At 70.5% G+C, this 15,963-nt stretch carries 10 protein-coding genes; 5 read left to right on the top strand and 5 right to left on the bottom strand.

Annotated elements, in window-relative coordinates; genetic code table 11:
* Positions 1-2: 2 nt before the first annotated feature.
* Positions 3-770 (bottom strand): hypothetical protein, encoded by a 768-nt coding sequence (locus tag OO60_RS02280; protein ID WP_003067618.1) that lies wholly within the window; start codon positions 768-770, stop codon positions 3-5.
* 6 nt (positions 771-776) lie between these two features.
* Positions 777-4,229 carry a phage tail protein gene (locus OO60_RS02285; protein ID WP_209441369.1) on the bottom strand — a complete coding sequence of 1,151 codons (3,453 nt, stop codon included), beginning with the start codon at positions 4,227-4,229 and terminating at the stop codon, positions 777-779.
* A gap of 184 nt (positions 4,230-4,413) precedes the next feature.
* Between OO60_RS02285 and OO60_RS46295 the strand changes: the two genes are divergently transcribed.
* Positions 4,414-7,725 (top strand): HD domain-containing protein, encoded by a 3,312-nt coding sequence (locus OO60_RS46295; RefSeq protein WP_051767617.1) that lies wholly within the window; start codon positions 4,414-4,416, stop codon positions 7,723-7,725.
* On the opposite strand, the gene OO60_RS02295 is transcribed toward OO60_RS46295, so the two are convergent.
* On the bottom strand, positions 7,642-8,556 hold the full coding sequence (locus OO60_RS02295) for a helix-turn-helix domain-containing protein (protein WP_004562308.1): 915 nt from the start codon (positions 8,554-8,556) through the stop codon (positions 7,642-7,644). The genes OO60_RS46295 and OO60_RS02295 overlap by 84 nt on opposite strands.
* A 120-nt stretch (positions 8,557-8,676) precedes the next feature.
* Between OO60_RS02295 and OO60_RS02300 the strand changes: the two genes are divergently transcribed.
* The 4 genes from OO60_RS02300 to OO60_RS02315 all read left to right on the top strand — a co-directional run bounded on the left by OO60_RS02300 (position 8,677) and on the right by OO60_RS02315 (position 12,287).
* Positions 8,677-9,582: an alpha/beta hydrolase gene (locus OO60_RS02300; RefSeq protein ID WP_004562306.1), complete on the top strand. Its 906-nt coding sequence runs from the start codon at positions 8,677-8,679 to the stop codon at positions 9,580-9,582.
* 66 nt (positions 9,583-9,648) lie between these two features.
* A complete protein-coding gene (locus tag OO60_RS02305) occupies positions 9,649-10,173 on the top strand; it encodes an RNA polymerase sigma factor (protein ID WP_004562305.1) in 525 nt (174 codons plus the stop codon).
* A 13-nt stretch (positions 10,174-10,186) separates the two neighbouring features.
* The gene (locus tag OO60_RS02310; protein ID WP_004562303.1) at positions 10,187-10,636 is read left to right on the top strand and encodes a redoxin domain-containing protein; all 450 of its coding nucleotides are present in this window, start codon (positions 10,187-10,189) and stop codon (positions 10,634-10,636) included.
* A 190-nt stretch (positions 10,637-10,826) separates the two neighbouring features.
* Complete coding sequence (locus OO60_RS02315) at positions 10,827-12,287, top strand: non-reducing end alpha-L-arabinofuranosidase family hydrolase (RefSeq protein WP_033260700.1); 1,461 nt, start codon at positions 10,827-10,829, stop codon at positions 12,285-12,287.
* 63 nt (positions 12,288-12,350) lie between these two features.
* On the opposite strand, the gene OO60_RS44885 is transcribed toward OO60_RS02315, so the two are convergent.
* Together OO60_RS44885 and OO60_RS02325 are read right to left on the bottom strand one after the other, a co-directional pair.
* Positions 12,351-13,538 carry a hypothetical protein gene (locus OO60_RS44885; RefSeq protein ID WP_051767618.1) on the bottom strand — a complete coding sequence of 396 codons (1,188 nt, stop codon included), beginning with the start codon at positions 13,536-13,538 and terminating at the stop codon, positions 12,351-12,353.
* 54 nt (positions 13,539-13,592) lie between these two features.
* On the bottom strand, positions 13,593-15,857 hold the full coding sequence (locus OO60_RS02325) for an ATP-binding protein (protein ID WP_051767619.1): 2,265 nt from the start codon (positions 15,855-15,857) through the stop codon (positions 13,593-13,595).
* Positions 15,858-15,963: the final 106 nt, after the last annotated feature.

Raw genomic sequence — 15,963 nt, forward strand, 5'->3', positions numbered from 1 at the left:
CGCTACCCGAGCGCCTCCACCCGGCGGACCGACCCGTTCGTGACGACCGCGATCAGCCGCTCACCCGGCAGGTCCAGGAACGGGCACCCGTCGGCACCTTCGCGCAAAGACGCCGACTCGTCACCCGGCTCGAGCCACAGCAGCTTCCCCGATTCCAGCCAGCCGGCCAGCTCGAAGTCGTAGTCCGCCACGTCGGCCGCGGCGGTGGCCCAGCCGCGGGGCTCGCCGGGCACGTAGACCGGGTAATCGTGGGTGCCCCACAGGTTGATCAGCGGAACCCCCTCGGGTTCGGGCCCGAAGTAGCTGATCGTCCAGCCGGTGTGCCGGCCGACGGGCACCTCGGCGAGCACCGCGCGGACACCGGGCGCGGCCAGGATCCGCGGCACCACGAACGGCACCCCCGGCCCCGGAACGGCCGTGAAAGGCGTGTCCTCCACCGGATCCGCGAGACGCATCGCGCCCGCCATGGCCAACCACGTCGGGGGCACCGAGGTGGGCAACCGGCGAATCGTGGCGTCGTAAGCCCAGAACTTCCCGTCCAGCCCGTAGGTGTCGAGGGGCCACTGCACCACCTCGCCGGTGTCCGGGCTGCGGGCGACGGTCACCGCCGGCAGCATCCGGCGGTACCAGCGGTTGATCTCCGTGATGCGGTCCCACAGCGGGAACGCCTCTTCGTCGCGGCCGGCTGCGCGCAGTTCGAGCGCGCGCGCTTTCAACTGGTTGGCTTCGGCGGTCAGCCGCCTTCGTTCGGCACCGGGATCGTCGGTCATCGCGGATCAGCTTCTCCTCCGGCTCAGCGGGGTTTCGGCGTAGGCGAACCGTACCGGCTGGCCGGGCGCGAACCGGACCAGCCCCTCGCCTCCGGCACGGGTGTGCTGTTTCAAAAGTTTCTGCCTGTCCTTCTCCTCGTCTTCGTTCTTCGTCTTCCAGCGCACGACGGCACCGTGCATCACGCCGATCTCGCGGTCGATCAGATCCTGGATGAATTCGTCGTACTCGGCGTCGGACATTTCACTGCCGTCGGCGAATCGGATGTCGTACAGGTCGTGGTCGCCGGCCAGCGGCCACCGCCTGCCGTGTTCGTCGTAACCGAAGACGACGTAGTCCTTCACGTCGTACCGGCCGGGACCTCGTCGTCCCTGCCCCAGTTTCCGCATGGTGTCGCCGTACTTCCGCCGTTCGACCTCCCGCTGCTCCCGCCGCTCGACGACCGCTTCCCGCTGCTCGGCGCGCAGGCCGCGGCGCGGCTGGGGCACCTCGCGGAGGAAGAACCCGACGAGTCCGCGTTTGGCGGGTGCGATCACCGGTGGTTCGCCGAGCTGGATGTCCCGGTCGTTGATCGTCTTGACCTTGATCGCCTGCGGCTTGTACAGAGCCTTCTTCTTTTCCAGGTGCCGCACGGAAGCCGGGTTGGTCGGCCGGACCTCGATGATCAGCTCGTTCTGGTCCGCCTGACGCTGGAATTCGCTCTGGTTGGCCGACAGGATGCCGTAGTCGGCCCGGATTTCCTCCCGGGTCAACGCGATGTTTTCCTTCGGCCCGGCAAGCTCCGGGTTGACCGCCGCCACGAAATGGGCGACGTGCTCGGTGCCCTTGACCCCCTCGACGACGATGTCCAGCCTGGTCAGCTTGTGCCGACGGCGGATCCCGGCCAGTTTCGGCTTGATCTGCCGCACCGTCAGCCCGGCCTTGACCAGCGCCCGGGCGTCCCGCAGTCCCGCGGCCAGCAACCGCTGGAAATCCTTCTTCCCGGGTTTCGCGGGCTTCTTCTTCGGCTTCGCGGGCCGCCGCTTGCCCCACAGGCGTTTGACCAGGCCGACGATTTTGTCGATCACCCAGTCGACTGCCTTCCCGACCGGTTTCGCCAGCGCCTGCACGATCTTCTTGACCCGGTCGGCGATGCCGCCGACGCCGAGGAGCGAGGCCAGCAGGCCGAGCAGCACCGGGATCGACTTCGCCAGCGCCCGCTCGACCAGCCCGGCCACCCCGCCGACGGCACCGCGCGCGATCGCGATGACGGCGTCGAGCACCGCGTTGACGAACTCGAGGATCTGCCGCGCTCGGGTGACGACGAACGTGACGATGTCGATGATCAGCTTCACCGCCCGGATGAACGCCGACGCGGGGTTGAACAGCGAAATGATCCAGGTGATGCCCGCGACCACGATGGTCGGCGTGACGTACTCGATCACCTTGTCCAGCAGCGTCTTGCGCAGGTCGCCGACGCGCTCCCGCAGGTCGTCCCACATCCCCGCGACACCGCGCCGCCGCACCTCGGCCACCAGCGGCACCGCGGCCTCCGCCGCGGCGACCGCCTGCTCGGGGACGCGGCGGACGATCCGGGCGCGGATCGCCTGCCAGGTCAGGCCGAGCAACCCGGCCAGCAACGTCAGCACGCCACGGGTGTCGAACTTGTCCGGCAGCTGCAGCCCGGCCTCGGTGGCCTTGCCCAGCAACCAGCTCATGATGCCCTGCTGCAGGTGGGTGCCGATGTTGCGCAGGAATAGCCGCAACCCGTCGCCGACGCCGGTGACGAGGTTGCGCAGGAACCCGATCGGGTCGCCGAGGATCAGGAACACCGCCTGCGCGGCCTTCGCCAGCACCGACAGCAGCAGGTCCTTCAGTTCCATGATGGTCTTGATGACGCCCTTGACCGCGTCGACGGCCTTGGCCACCAGGCCCTTGTTCTTCTCCTTCTCCTCGGCGATTTCGTCGTCGACGGCCTTGAGCGCGTCGGTGTACTTGGTGGCCAGGGTGTCGACGAGTTCGGTGCCCTTGTCGTCGACCGACTCGCTGAGTTCGTCGAACTTGCCGGCGAAGTCGGCGGCGGCCTGCTTGCCGATGTTCTGCAGGTCGGCGGGGAGCTTCCTGACCGCCGCCTGCAGTTCGGTGCGGCCGCGGGCGATGCGCTGCTTGGCGCGGTTGAGCTCGGCGCCGATGGTGTCGGCGACGTCCGAGATGACCTGCCGCATCCGCTGCAGGTAGTGGTCGCGGGCGGCGTCGAAGATCAGGTTCGCCTCGTCGGGCAGCCCGGCGAACTGGTCCTTGACCCAGCGCAGCTTGCCGATCGGGCCGGAGTACCGCCGGTCCTTGTACTCGTCCATCTTCTGCCGGTGTTCGGCGGTGAACGCGTCGCGCGCGTCCTTCTCCTCGCGGGTGAACTGGTCGTCGACCTTCTTGTCGAGACCGGCCAGGATGTGCTGGACGTCCTGCTGCATCGTGTCGAAGACGGCCTGCAGGATCGCGGTGACTTCGACGCGTTTGTCCTCGTCCCGGCCTTTCGCGCCGCCCTTGCCCGCGGCGACCTGCTGCCCGGCGCGGACCCGCTGGGCACCCATGGCGCCCATCGCCGCGGTGCCGAGCCGCTTGGCCTGCGCGGTCGACGCCTGCAGGGTCTTGGCCTCACTCGCCCGCATCCGCCCAGGCGCGGCTTCCGAATCGCGTTCGGCGGCCTTCTTGTCGTTGAGGGCGCCGGTGAAGGCCGGTTCGTTGGCTTTCCGCAGTTGTGGTTCGGTGACGCGGGCGTCGGCCAGCTGCCGGTCGACCTCGGCGGGTCCGGCGGACAGGTCGGTGGCCGACGCGGGCTGCTTGTCGGGCACGGCGTCCGCGGCGTTCGGCGCGGCGGGCGTCCCCGGCGGCCGGTCCGGCGCCATCGGGACGACCTTCTTCACCACCGCCGCGGACGTGTCGGGCGGAGCCGCCGTGGTCGCGGCGACTTCCGCGGAGGAGTCGGCCTTCCCGCCGTCGACGCGGCCCTGGACGTCCGCCTTGATCTCCGCCGGCTTGCCGGAATCGGCGAACTTGTCGGCTTCGTCGAGGTTCTTGGGCGCCTTGTCGGCGATGGCTTTCTCGACCGCCCGGATGAACGCGGCCTTGTCGAACTCCTTCGGCTTGGCGTCGTTCATCTTTTCGGCGTTGGCGGTCTTGCCCTGGGCCTCTTCGTCGTCCTTGGGCGGCCGCGCGGCGTCCTGCGCCGCACCGGCTTCGGCCTTCGGCGGCGGATGCGACGCGGCGAGCGTGTGTTTCTTGTGCTGGACGTCTTTCCTCAGCGCGGCGAACTTCGGATCCGTGCCGGGCCCTTTCGCCGTTTTCTCCGCGGGAAGGGCGGCCGCGGCCACGGCACTGTTGCCCACGAGATCCTGCCCGGCGGCCGGCACCGGCGGCGCGACCCGTTTGGCCAGCAAGGCCGAGACGGCCGCGTTCGACACCGGCGCGGACCCCCGCCCCACGGGTGCTCCTTTGGTGGCCACCGGGGCGTCGGACGCCGTCGTAGCCGCCGGGCGCGGCGCGAGGACCTTGGGGGGCGGCGCCATCGCCGCAGCATGGCAGCCGGGGGATCGCCGCAGCGTCACGACGGCGTCATCACGTCGTGGCCGGCGGACTACACTGTCCCGCCGGACAGCTGGAGGGTGGATGCCGCTCGGTCGTGAGGGTGAGACGCACAACGTCATCCGGGACTCGATCGTGTTCGGCTCGGTCGTGCAGGCCCGGGACGTCGGCGGCGTGTCGGAGACGCCGGACGGGTGGGCGGCCCGCGTCTTCGGCTCCAGCCTGTGGGAGCACGTCGGCCAGGACGCGGAGTACTACCGCGCCCGCGTCAGCGCCACGGCCGCGCACCTGGAGGGCGTGGTCACGGCGTTGTTGCCACAGCTGGCGGAGGACCCGTGGCTGGACCTCGGGTTCCCGGCGCGGTTCCTGGAGCACATCGAATGGCTCTGGAACGAGCGGCCGCCCGAGCTCTGTGCGTCCGAGGCCGCCTTGCTCGTCCTGCTGCCGTTCCTCCGGCAGGCGAACCTCGTCAGCCTGGCCGCCGAGCACGCGGGGGTGAACCCGGCGCAGCTGGGCCGGGACGCGCCGGGCGCCCGTTCGTTCACGGCGTTCCTCGACGGGCACGACGTCCTCGTCCACCGGGCCCGCCTGCGGCCGGACTCCGCGCCGCCGATCGGCTGGTGGCTGTTCCACCGCTGGCTCGCGCGCCACGAGTCGTTCGTCGACGCCGGCCGGCTCCGGCGGCTGCTCGCGGACGCCGGCGCACCGGTGGCGGAGCTGGGGGAGACGTTCGCGGTCGAGCGGGTCGGGGCGCTGCTGGAGGGTCTGCGGCTCGGGCCGGACGTGTGCCACCCGGAGTTCCTCGGTGCCCTGCCGGCGGAGGACCACGTCCGGGCCCCGGGCCGCCAGCGCGTCCGCGACCAGCGGCTGGCCCTCACGGCGGCGCTGGCGGCCGCGTTGGCGATCGAGGCGACGGCGCTGCCGGACGTCGTGGGCGAGCACCTGGGCATCCCGGTCCCGGTCGACCCGGCCGCGGTGGTGTCGTGCCTCGGCGACGCGGTGTGGGGAGGCCCGCACGACCTGCCGGTGCTGCGGGCGCGCTGCCCCCACGAGGCACTGGTCGAGGGCCTGCGCGAGCACACGGCCACCGCCGACGAGCTCCTGCACGGCGTGCGCCGCCTGGTGCGGGAACGCATCACCCACCCGATGCCGGAGCTGCCCGCCCGGCTCTCGGCAGCCGGGGTGGGCCCGGCGCCGGGCGTGTTCGACAGCTGGGCGCGGTTCCGGCTGGACCAGCACCGGATGCGGGACCTGCTGATGGGGGTGCAGCTGTACAAGGACCCGGACCTGGCGGTGCGGGAGCTGTACCAGAACGCCCTGGACGCGTGCCGCTACCGCTCGGCCCGGACGCAGTACCTGGACCGCACCCGCCCGGCGGCGTACTCGTACACGGGCGCGATTGCGTTCGCGCAGGGCGTCGAGGACGGGCGGCCGTACCTCGAGTGCCGGGACAACGGGATCGGCATGGGGGAGAGCGAGCTGCGCGGGGTGTTCTCCAACGCCGGCGGGCGCTTCCCCGGGCAGGCCGAGTTCCGGCACGAGCGCGCGGCGTGGGAGGAACTGGACCCGCCGATCCGGCTCTACCCGAACAGCCGGTTCGGGATCGGCGTGTTCAGCTACTTCATGCTGGCCGACGAGATCCGGGTGACGACGTGCCGGATGGGACTCGACGGGGTGCCCGGGCCCGTGTTCGAGGTGGGCATCCACGGTCCGGCGCACCTGTTCCGGATCGTCCGGGTGGCGGAGCGGGGTGCCGAACCGGGGACGACGGTCCGGCTGTACCTCAACAGCGACCGGCCGTGGTCCTGCGTCAAGGTGCTGCGGCGGCTGCTCGCGGTGGCCGAATTCGACACCACGGCCGAGGACGGCGAGGAGACGGCCACCTGGCGTCCCGGAGAACTGCAGGGCCGTTCGGCCGTCGCGGGGGAGCGGTTCGGTTTCCACGCGAGCGGGGAGATCGCCCGGTGGCATGGCGCCGTGGAAGGGTGCCGGGTCTTCTGGTGCGAGGAAGGGGGAGCGCTGCTCGTCGACGGCCTGGTCGTGCACCCGGCGCAGCGGCGAGGAGTGTGCGCAGGTCCCGGCGTGACGGTTCGCGGAGTCGTGGTCGACCTCAGTGGACCGTGTGCGCCCGAGCGGCTCTCGGTCGACCGCACCGAACTGGTCGACGACGTGTCGGACCTCGTCGAGGAGCTCCTGACGGCAGCGGCCGCGGAGTTGGCGGCTTCGGAGGACATCCCGCTCAGTTACGCATGGATCTGCCACGTCGCAACCGGGAACCCGATCATCGCTGACCTGGTGACCGAGGCCTGCATCGGTGCGCGCCGCACCGTGAGCCTCGGTGACCGTTCGGTCGACATCGCGCGGTCCGGCTGCTTACCGGCGGACTTCAACCTTCTTCGGACTGTCGGAATCAATGAAAAAAAACTGACTTATCGCCAAATGGCAGAAATCCCTGGCCCGGTACCTAATAGCATTTTTCTTTGGCGGCTGCTGGCCCACCGATCAACCCCCATGCTCGACGAGCTGACGGATTTCTGTCCTGAACTGTCAGGTTTCGAAGAACTGCGGCCCGCTCTACCATCGGATCAACTGATCTTGGCGACGGGTTTTCATGACGGAGGTAGGCTCAGATGGCGAAGCGAGAACACATATGTCAGCACTGTCGTCGGCGATGTGGTCGCCACGTTGGGTTGGGCTGCATGTGAGGCGGAAAAGCGGATTGCCGAGTTGTGCATGAAATTCGCCCGCGGGCCGGGGGCTGCTGGTGGCGGTCACCAAAGACGCATCTCTTTGCCGTATGGAGTCAAATCGTTCGATTCGGTTTGGTTCTTCGACAGGTATCTTAGAAAGACGCTCGTTCCACCCGGCCCGATTCCGTATCGGCACATTTTCGAGCTTGCGAGTAATTTAGATCTCCGGGTCAGCGAGGTTGTCGAACGCTTGCGCGAGTTCGGGTTCGACGTGCGCCTCCACGTACCGGACAAGCTGACAAATCTGGAACGATCACTGTTCGAGCCATTCGGGTGGTGGAACTTCCGGACCGATCAGGCCATGCCGTACGGCTACCTCATCCTGGCGTCCGATCGGCTCCACGCACCGGTGTCCGAGCTGGAAAACCTCGTACGTGCGTACGGATTGGACATCTCGGGTTCCGTATTGCCCCGGGACCTGACATCAGACCGTGCATTGGGCCTGCTGGAGCGGGACGACCTGGAAGACATCAATCTGGAACCGGAGGCACCTCTCCCGCTGCAGGCGCTGATCGATTTGGCCCGCCGGAACCACACCTCGATAGCGCAGGTCATCGACTGGCTACGGGAGCTGGGCATCCAGGTCCCCGACCTCGGGGACACCATCCGCGCGGCCCTCGCCCGCGTCCCGACCACCACCCGGTGATTCCGCCGTCCACGACGCCAGGATCCGCAGCGCCTCGTGCGAAGCCGACCCCGGCTCCGCCGTCAGCACCATCAGCCGCTGCCCGCTGCCGTCCGGGCTCTCCCACATGTCGCAGTCCAGGGCCAGGTTGCCGACCACCGGGTGCCGGTACCGCTTCACCCCGAAAGCCGCGCTGGTCACGTGGTGGGCCGCCCACCACGTCCGGAACTCCGGGTGGTGCACCGCCAGCTCGCCGACCAGGTCCGCCAGCTCCGGCGCGTCCGGGTCCTGCGCCGCCTCCAGGTGCAGCGCCGCCACCGCCGTCCGGGCCGCCTCCTCCCACGAAACGTGCAACGCGCGCATCGCGGCATCGGCGAACAGCAGGTACACGTAGTTCCGCCGCGCAGCCGGATACCGGGAGAAGTCCGTGAACAGCGCCGCCGCCGAGTCGTTCCACGCCACGATGTCCAGCCGCCGCCCCAGCACCATCGCCGGCGTCTCCGCCAGCTGGTCGAGCAGCCGCTTCATCGCCGGGCGCAGCTTCTCACCCGGCCGGCGCCGAGGCCGGCGGAACGGCTTCGCCGCCAGCTCGTACACGTACGCCTGCTGGTCGTCGCTCAGCCGCAGCGCCTTGGCGAGCGTCGCCAGCACCGACGCCGACGCCTGGACGCGTCCCTGCTCCAGCCGCGTCAGGTAGTCGACGCTGATGGCCGCCAGCTGGGCGACCTCCTCGCGGCGCAGCCCCGCGACGCGCCGCCGGGTGTCCGGCAGCCCGACCTCACCCGGGGTCAGCTGCGCGCGGCGTGCCTTGAGGAAGTCGCCGAGCTCCTTCGGCCGTCCGGTGGGCTCCATACCGCCGATTGTCCCCCGTCCGCGACGACCGTGGGTGGGCAGGATCCTGCCCCCGAACGCGCTGTCCCGGGCAAAGACCTGGCTCTTACCCCGCGGCGTGAGAGCCCCGAAGGTGGAGGCATGCCCGAGAACGTGAGTTTCCCCAGCGCCGGCGTCGACATCGCCGGCCACCTGTACCTGCCCGCCCACCCCGGGCCGCACCCGGCCGTCGTCGTCGGCCACCCGGCCGGCGGCGTCAAAGAGCAAACCGCCGGGCTCTACGCGCGGCGGCTCGCCGAACGCGGGTTCGCCGCCCTCGCCTTCGACGCCGCCTACCAGGGCGAAAGCGGCGGTCTGCCCCGCGGCCTCGAAGACCCGGCACAGCGCGTCGAAGACCTCAAGGCCGCGGTGTCGTTCCTGACCACGCGGCCCGAGGTGGACGCCGGGCGCATCGGCGCCCTCGGCATCTGCGCCTCCGGCGGATACGTGCTTCCCGCCGCGGCCACCGACCACCGGATCCGCGCGGTCGCCACGGTCAGCGCCGCCGACATCGGCCGGATGTTCCGCGAGGGCGCCGACGGCACCCAGGACCCCGCGGTCGTCCAGGGCATGCTCGACGCCGCGGCTGCGGCCCGCACCGCCGAGGCCCGCGGCGAGAAGATGACGTCGTTCCCGATCTTCCCGCCGGCCGCCGAGGACGCCCGCGCCGCCGGCGGGCAGCACGGCTTCGAGGGGTTCGACTACTACCGGACCGGCCGGGCGTTCCACCCCCGCGCGGCCGCGGAGTTCACCTGGGACAGCCTCGACCGGATCGTCGCGTTCGACGCGGGCCGCCGCTTCGCCGGGCTGATCGCGCCCCGGCCGCTGCTGATGGTCGTCGGCACCGAAGCGGTCACCGCGCGCATGTCGACCGAGGTCGCGGCCGAGCCGCAGCAGCTGCGGTGGATCGAGGGCGCGACCCACGTCGACCTCTACGACCGCGAGCAGTACGTTGGGCCGGCCGTCGACGAGCTGGCCGGGTTCTACACCGCCCACCTCGGGCGGTGAGGTGAATCCTTTCGCGGGAGCGGCCCCTCTTATGGGTGTCGGTCACGTCGAAAGGGAGAGAGTGCGATGGGGTGGGTCAGCGAGCAGCTCGTCGAAGCCGCGCAGCAGGGTGACCTGGAATCGATCACGGCGGTCGTGCACGGGGCGCATCCCCACGTGCGGCGCTTCGCCGACCACCTGTGCGCCTCGCCGCAGGACGCCGAGGACGCGGCGCAGGAGGCCTTGATCGTCCTGTACCGCAAGATCGGGTCGTTGCGGGCCACGGCGGCGCTGGCGTCCTGGATGTTCCGGATCGTCCGCAACGAGTGCCTGCGCCGCGTCCAGCGGCTCCGCGACGAAGCGGCGGAGCCCGCCCTCGCGGCGTCGGCCGAGGACGAAGTGCTCCGGCGGCTGGAAGCCGAGCGCGTCGCCGAAGCCATCCGGGCGCTGCCGGACGTCCAGCGCCGCGTGCTCATCATGCGCGACGTCCTGGGGCAGCCGGGGCGCGCGGTCGCCGACGGGCTCGGCCTGAGCACCGCGGCGATGAAGTCCCACCTCCACCGGGCCCGGACGGCCGTCCGGCTCCGGCTGCACGGCTCTCCCCACGCCTGAAAGGAAGTTCCCCGTGCTCGAAGCCGGCTCACCCGTACCACCCCTGGAACTGGAGGACACCGAAGGCCGGACCGTCCGCCTCGCCGGCCACGCGGCGCTGCTCTACTTCATACGGTCGACGTCCTGCCCGGTCTGCGCCCGGCACGTCCGCGACCTCGTCGAGAGCGCCGAAGCGCTGGCAGGGGTCCGGGTGTACATCGCCGTCCCCGAGGACCGCGCCGAGGCCGCCGCGTGGCGGGCGAGGCGCCGGATCCCGTTCCCGGTCCTCACCGGCCGCCGCGGCACGCCCCACGAGCTGGTCGGCCTGAGCCGGCGGGTGTTCGGCTCGATGCAGCAGTCCGGCAGCGTGCTCGTCGACGCGCAGGGCATCGTCCGCCACGCCCACGGCGCCACCCTGCCCACCGGCAGCTACGACCGGAAGGGCATCTTCGCCGCCGTCGCCCGGCTGCGCACCACCGCCTGACCGTGTAACTTTCATCGTCCGACTGTCCACTGTGGATCGGAAATACGCCCGTGAGGTGGCAAGGTCGTGTGCTCGGCCGTCCGGAGCCCGGGCGGCCGAGCACGCGGATTGACAATCCTTCCGGCCCCGGCCCAGGCTGTCGCAACTCAATGTTAGCGATAACACCTGCCGGTGACGGGGAGAAGTCGTGATGAACAGAGCAAGTACCAGCCGCCGGACCCGGTCCCGGCTCGCCGTCCTCGCCGCCGCGGTGACGGTCGCGGCGGCGACGGCGGTCGCGGTGACGCTGGGGGCCGGCCCGGCCTCGGCCGACGTCACCGGCGCGCTGCACGGTGTCGGTTCGGGCCGGTGCCTCGACGTGCCGAACGCGAGCCAGACCGACGGCACCACGCTGCAGATCTACGACTGCTCGGGCGGTGCGGGCCAGCAGTGGACGTCGACGGCCAGTGGCCAGCTGACGGTGTACGGCAGCAAGTGCCTCGACGTGTCCGGGGCATCGACGACGGCGGGCGCCCGGGTGCAGATCTGGACCTGCCACGGCGGCGCCAACCAGCAGTGGCGGGTGAACTCCGACGGCACCATCGTCGGGGTGCAGTCCGGCCTCTGCCTGGACGTCACGGGCGCCGGCACGGCCAACGGCACCGCGGTGGAGATCTGGACGTGCAACGGCGGCAGCAACCAGAACTGGACGGGCCTGTCCGGCTCGACCCCGACGACCACCACCACGACGACGACCCCGGGCGGCAGCTGCTCCCTGCCGTCGTCGTACCGCTGGTCGTCGACGGGCGCGCTGGCGCAGCCGAAGAACGGGTGGGTCTCGCTCAAGGACTTCACGAACGTCGTCTACAACGGCAAGCACCTGGTGTACGCGTCGAACGTGTCGGGCTCGTCGTACGGCTCGATGGCCTTCACCCCGTTCACGAACTGGTCCGACATGGCCTCGGCCGGCCAGACCGGGATGAACCAGGGCACGGTGGCCCCGACGCTGTTCTACTTCGCCCCGAAGAACATCTGGGTGCTGGCGTACCAGTGGGGTGCGTGGCCGTTCATCTACCGCACGTCGAGCGACCCGACCAACCCCAACGGCTGGTCGTCACCGCAGCCGCTGTTCACGGGCAGCATCTCCGGCTCCGGCACCGGCCCGATCGACCAGACCCTGATCGCCGACGGCTCGAACATGTACCTGTTCTTCGCCGGTGACAACGGCAAGATCTACCGCGCCAGCATGCCGATCGGCAACTTCCCGGGCAGCTTCGGCTCGAACTACACGACGATCATGAGCGACTCCCAGGCCAACCTGTTCGAAGCGGTCCAGGTGTACAAGGTCCAGGGCCAGAGCCAGTACCTGATGATCGTCGAGGCAATGGGCTCGGGCGGCCGCTACTTCAGGTCGTTCACGGCGAGCAGCCTGAGCGGTTCGTGGACCCCGCAGGCGGCCAGCGAGAGCAACCCGTTCGCGGGCAAAGCCAACAGCGGGGCAAGCTGGACGAACGACATCAGCCACGGCGACCTGGTCCGCACGAACCCGGACCAGACGATGACGATCGACCCGTGCAACCTGCAGTTGCTGTACCAGGGCAAGGCGCCGAACGCGAGCGGCCCGTACGACCAGCTGCCCTGGCGGCCGGGTGTGCTGACCCTGCAGCGCTAGGTGACCGCGGAGGACCCCGCCCGGCGGGCGGGGTCCTCCGTCCCGGCGTTTGCGCCAATTCCGTCACGGAGTGGCCGAGCTCAGCCCGGCGGCGGCCGCGCCGAGCCGGGTCGTCGACGGCAGCTTGCGCTGGAACTCCCGCAACACAGCGAGATCCTGCAGCCAGTCCGAGACGAAGCCGGCCAGGGCCTCCGGCCAATGACCCCGATGTGCCTCGAGGGCCGCTTCGACGGCCCGTTCGCCGTCGTGGACACCGAGGGTGTTCAGCCTGGCGGACACCTGCCGCAACATGGCGGTCCGGTCGAGCAGCACGGGCCGCCAGAACTCCGGCTCGCGGGCACCGGCCAGGCCGGGCGCGCGGACCAGGCCCTCCACCAGAACCTCGCCGAACTCCTGCCTGGCGACTCGGCGGAGATCCCCGAACGGGTCGTACTCGTCCTGCGAGAGCTTCCCGGCGACGCAGGTGGCGCCCGGGTCGCCGTGCAGGACCTCCAACGCCAGCACCATGTCTTCGTTGTAGACGGGCGGGAAGAACAGCAGGTCCTGGTCGCAGCGCAGCGCCATCGCTCCGCCGCTCACGAAGGTCCGCCACTCGCCTGTCCCGTAGGAGCGCGCGTAGCCGACGGAGGAGAAGTCCGGGAACTCGTCGAACGCCCAGCCGACCAGCCGGCGTCCGGCACCGGCCCGGTCGAGGCCGTCCAGCAGTCCCGCCGCATCACGGAGCTGCTTCCGCCCGATCGACTGCACGTCGTCATCGACGAACAGGACGCTTCGCCAACCGAGCATCCGGGCCAGCAGCAGGCCGGCGTTCTTCTTCTCGCTCAGCTCCCCGGCCCCGTCGGCGTACAGGCTTGCGAACGTGCGCAGCCGAAGCTTGTCCGCATGCGCGAACCGGCTCCGGTCCAGGACCGCGAACTTCTCGCGACTCCAGCCGATGTGCGTCAGCAGGTGGCCGACGTCCACCGCAGTGGTCCGCTCGCTGGCAAGAACGACCAGGTACGAACCCGCGTTGGCCGCTGTCTCGGCCGCGCGCCGGATGTTCTCGGCGCCACGAGCGGAGGGGATGATCACGGCATCGAAGAACGGCGGGCCGGGCAAGCTCGCCTGCTCGAAGTGGTGGCGAACCGGCGTCGGCATGGAGACGAGCGCGGACCGTCGCACGGTCATCGCCCGGAAGTCCTCGCCCGCGAAGGCGAGCTGCCGTCGCCTGGTCGGGATCGCGGACACGGCCAGCAGAAAGAGAAACCCCACTACCGCTGCCTGGGTCACGACTGCCCCCTCCACTCGTTCGACTTCGCGGCGTGATCACTCGGTCAGCCCGGACAACCGGCGACCGGCGGCGACCGCCTCCGGCGCGCCGAGTTCGCCGTAGATCTCCAGAGCCGAACGCCACCGTTCCCGGGCTTCAGCGACGTTCCCGAGCGCTTCGTACGTTTCGGCGAGCCCCTCGTGCGCTTGCGCCTGTTCGTGGCGATCACCGATTCGCTCGGCGATGTTCAGAGCTTGCCTGTGGTATTCGACGATCGATTCCGAGACCTCGATCTGCCGGGTGGCGTTACCCAGTCCGTTCAGCGCTTCGGCCTCCAGCGCGCGGTCGCGGGTGTCGCGGGCGAGGACGAGGGCCTCGTCGTGGTAGTCCAGCGCCTCGGAATGACGCGACAGGTGCTGGAGCACCACGCCGATGTCGTTGAGGGCGTATCCCTGCCGAGGCCGGTCGCCGGTCTCCCGGAACAGCGCCAGCGCCCGCTGCGAGTGCTCGACCGACTCCTCGTAGCGGTGCAGCCGGTCCAGGACGAGCCCCATGTTGTTGAGCACCTGCCCCTGCCCGGTGCGGTCCGACTCGGCTTCGAACAAAGCCAGCGCCCGCCGGTCGCAGTCCAGGGCATCGTCGAACCCGCCGAGCAGCATGTGCACGTGCCCGAGGTCGGCCAGCGCCAACGCCTCCACCTTCGCCTCGCCGGCCTCGTGAGCCACCGCGATCGCCTGGTCCAGGTAGTCCCGGGCGTCCGGGTAGCGCCCGAGGCGCTGGTAGACGGCACCCAGGTTGTGCAGCGCCCGGCCGACGGCGACCTGGTCGTTCTCCTGCCTGCCCGCCACGACCGCGAGGTTGTGCAGCGTCACGGCGTCGTCGAAGTGCCCGCAGATGTCGAAGAACCGGTAAAGGGTCCCGGACAGCAGCGTCGTGTAGACGGTCCACGTGGTGTCCACCGTCTGTGCCGCGATGGCCGAGAACGTGGGCCGCTCGGTCTCGAGCCACCGCATCGCCTGGTCGTCGTCGACGAGATCGGCCCGGGTACCGGTGCCCGGCAGCACCGGCCGCCGGGCGCGTTCCTGCGGAAGCAGGATGTCCATCGCCAGCGATGCCGAGCGCAGGTAGAAGTCGAACAGCCGCCGAAGGGCCTCCTGCTGGACCTCCTCGGGTTCCTCCTGCGCGACGAGGTCGGCCGCGTAGACCCGGAGCAGGTCGTGCATCTGGTACCGGCCCGCCCGCGTGCGCTCCAGGAGGTGGCCACGGACCAGCGAGTCGAGCAGCCGGCGTGCCTGTCCCGGGTTCCCAGTGACCAGCACCGAGGCGCTGACGGGGTCGAATTCGCGCCCGGGATGCAGGCCGAGCAACCGGAACGTGCGTGCCTCCGCCGGATCGAGGTTCCGGTAGGACCAGGACAGCACGGCGCGCACCGCGGTGTAGGGGTCGTGTCCGGCGTCGAGCAGATCCAGCCGTCGCTGCTCGTCCGCGAGGTCGGCGACCAGCTCGGCGAGCGTCAGCTCCGGATTCGTGACGGCGAGATCGGCGGCGATGCGCAGCGCCAATGGCAGCCGGGCGCAGTGCTGGACGAGCGCGTCGGCGGCGTCCGGCTCGGCGTCGATCCGCGGCCCGATCAGCATGCGCAGGAGCGAGACGGCTTGGCCGTGCGGCAGGAGATCGAGGTTGACCCGGCGGGCACCGTCGCGCGAGACGAGCCCGGGCAGGGTGTCGCGGCTCGTGACGAGGACCAGGCAGGACGACGTTCCCGGCAGCATCGGCCGGACCTGCTCGGCGGAGCGCGCGTTGTCCAGCACGATCAGCATCCGCTGCCCGGCGGCGAGGCTGCGGAACCGCGCTGCCCGTTCGTCGAGCTCGTACGGGATGTCCTCGTGCGGCACGCCGAGCGAGCGCAGGAAGCCGCCGAGCACCTCGGTGGGCGACATCGGCCGGTCGGGCCCGTAACCGCGCAGGTTCACGTAGAGCTGGCCGTCGGGAAACCGCTCGCTGACGCGATGGGCCCAGTGCGTCGCGAACGCGGTCTTGCCGACCCCCGCGGTACCGGACACGGCGGAGATCACCACCGCGGCGGTCGACGATTCGCCCTCGGTGGAGGCCAGCAGCAGATCCATGTCGGCGAGCTGCTCTTCGCGGTCGGTGAACGCGTGCACGTCCGCGGGCAGTTCGTGCGGGCGGGCGACCGCGGGGCGGCCGGGGTGCAGGTGCACGTCGCCGACGATCGAGCCGGCCTGCACCACGGCTGAGGTGGATCCGGAAACGTCGTTGGCGGTCCCGCCTTCGGCGTGGTTCTCGTGCCCGTCCGACATCCGTCCTCCGCCCGGATCCGGTCGCCGCGTGCTCCCCATTCCCGGTGCGGCTGTTCGGCGAATTGCGCACAGGCTTCGCCGACGGTGATCACGTTACGGAGCTCGG

This window comes from Amycolatopsis vancoresmycina (assembly GCF_000716785.1).
GTDB lineage: Bacteria > Actinomycetota > Actinomycetes > Mycobacteriales > Pseudonocardiaceae > Amycolatopsis > Amycolatopsis vancoresmycina.

Excerpts from the sequence above, each read along its gene's own strand:
- OO60_RS02305 (WP_004562305.1), top strand. The coding sequence starts at position 9,649 with ATGGGGTGGGTCAGCGAGCAGCTCGTCGAAGCCGCGCAGCAGGGTGAC.
- OO60_RS02325 (WP_051767619.1), bottom strand. The coding sequence starts at position 15,857 with ATGTCGGACGGGCACGAGAACCACGCCGAAGGCGGGACCGCCAACGAC.
- OO60_RS02295 (WP_004562308.1), bottom strand. The coding sequence starts at position 8,556 with ATGGAGCCCACCGGACGGCCGAAGGAGCTCGGCGACTTCCTCAAGGCA.
- OO60_RS02300 (WP_004562306.1), top strand. The coding sequence starts at position 8,677 with ATGCCCGAGAACGTGAGTTTCCCCAGCGCCGGCGTCGACATCGCCGGC.
- OO60_RS46295 (WP_051767617.1), top strand. The coding sequence starts at position 4,414 with ATGCCGCTCGGTCGTGAGGGTGAGACGCACAACGTCATCCGGGACTCG.
- OO60_RS02315 (WP_033260700.1), top strand. The coding sequence starts at position 10,827 with ATGAACAGAGCAAGTACCAGCCGCCGGACCCGGTCCCGGCTCGCCGTC.
- OO60_RS02280 (WP_003067618.1), bottom strand. The coding sequence starts at position 770 with ATGACCGACGATCCCGGTGCCGAACGAAGGCGGCTGACCGCCGAAGCC.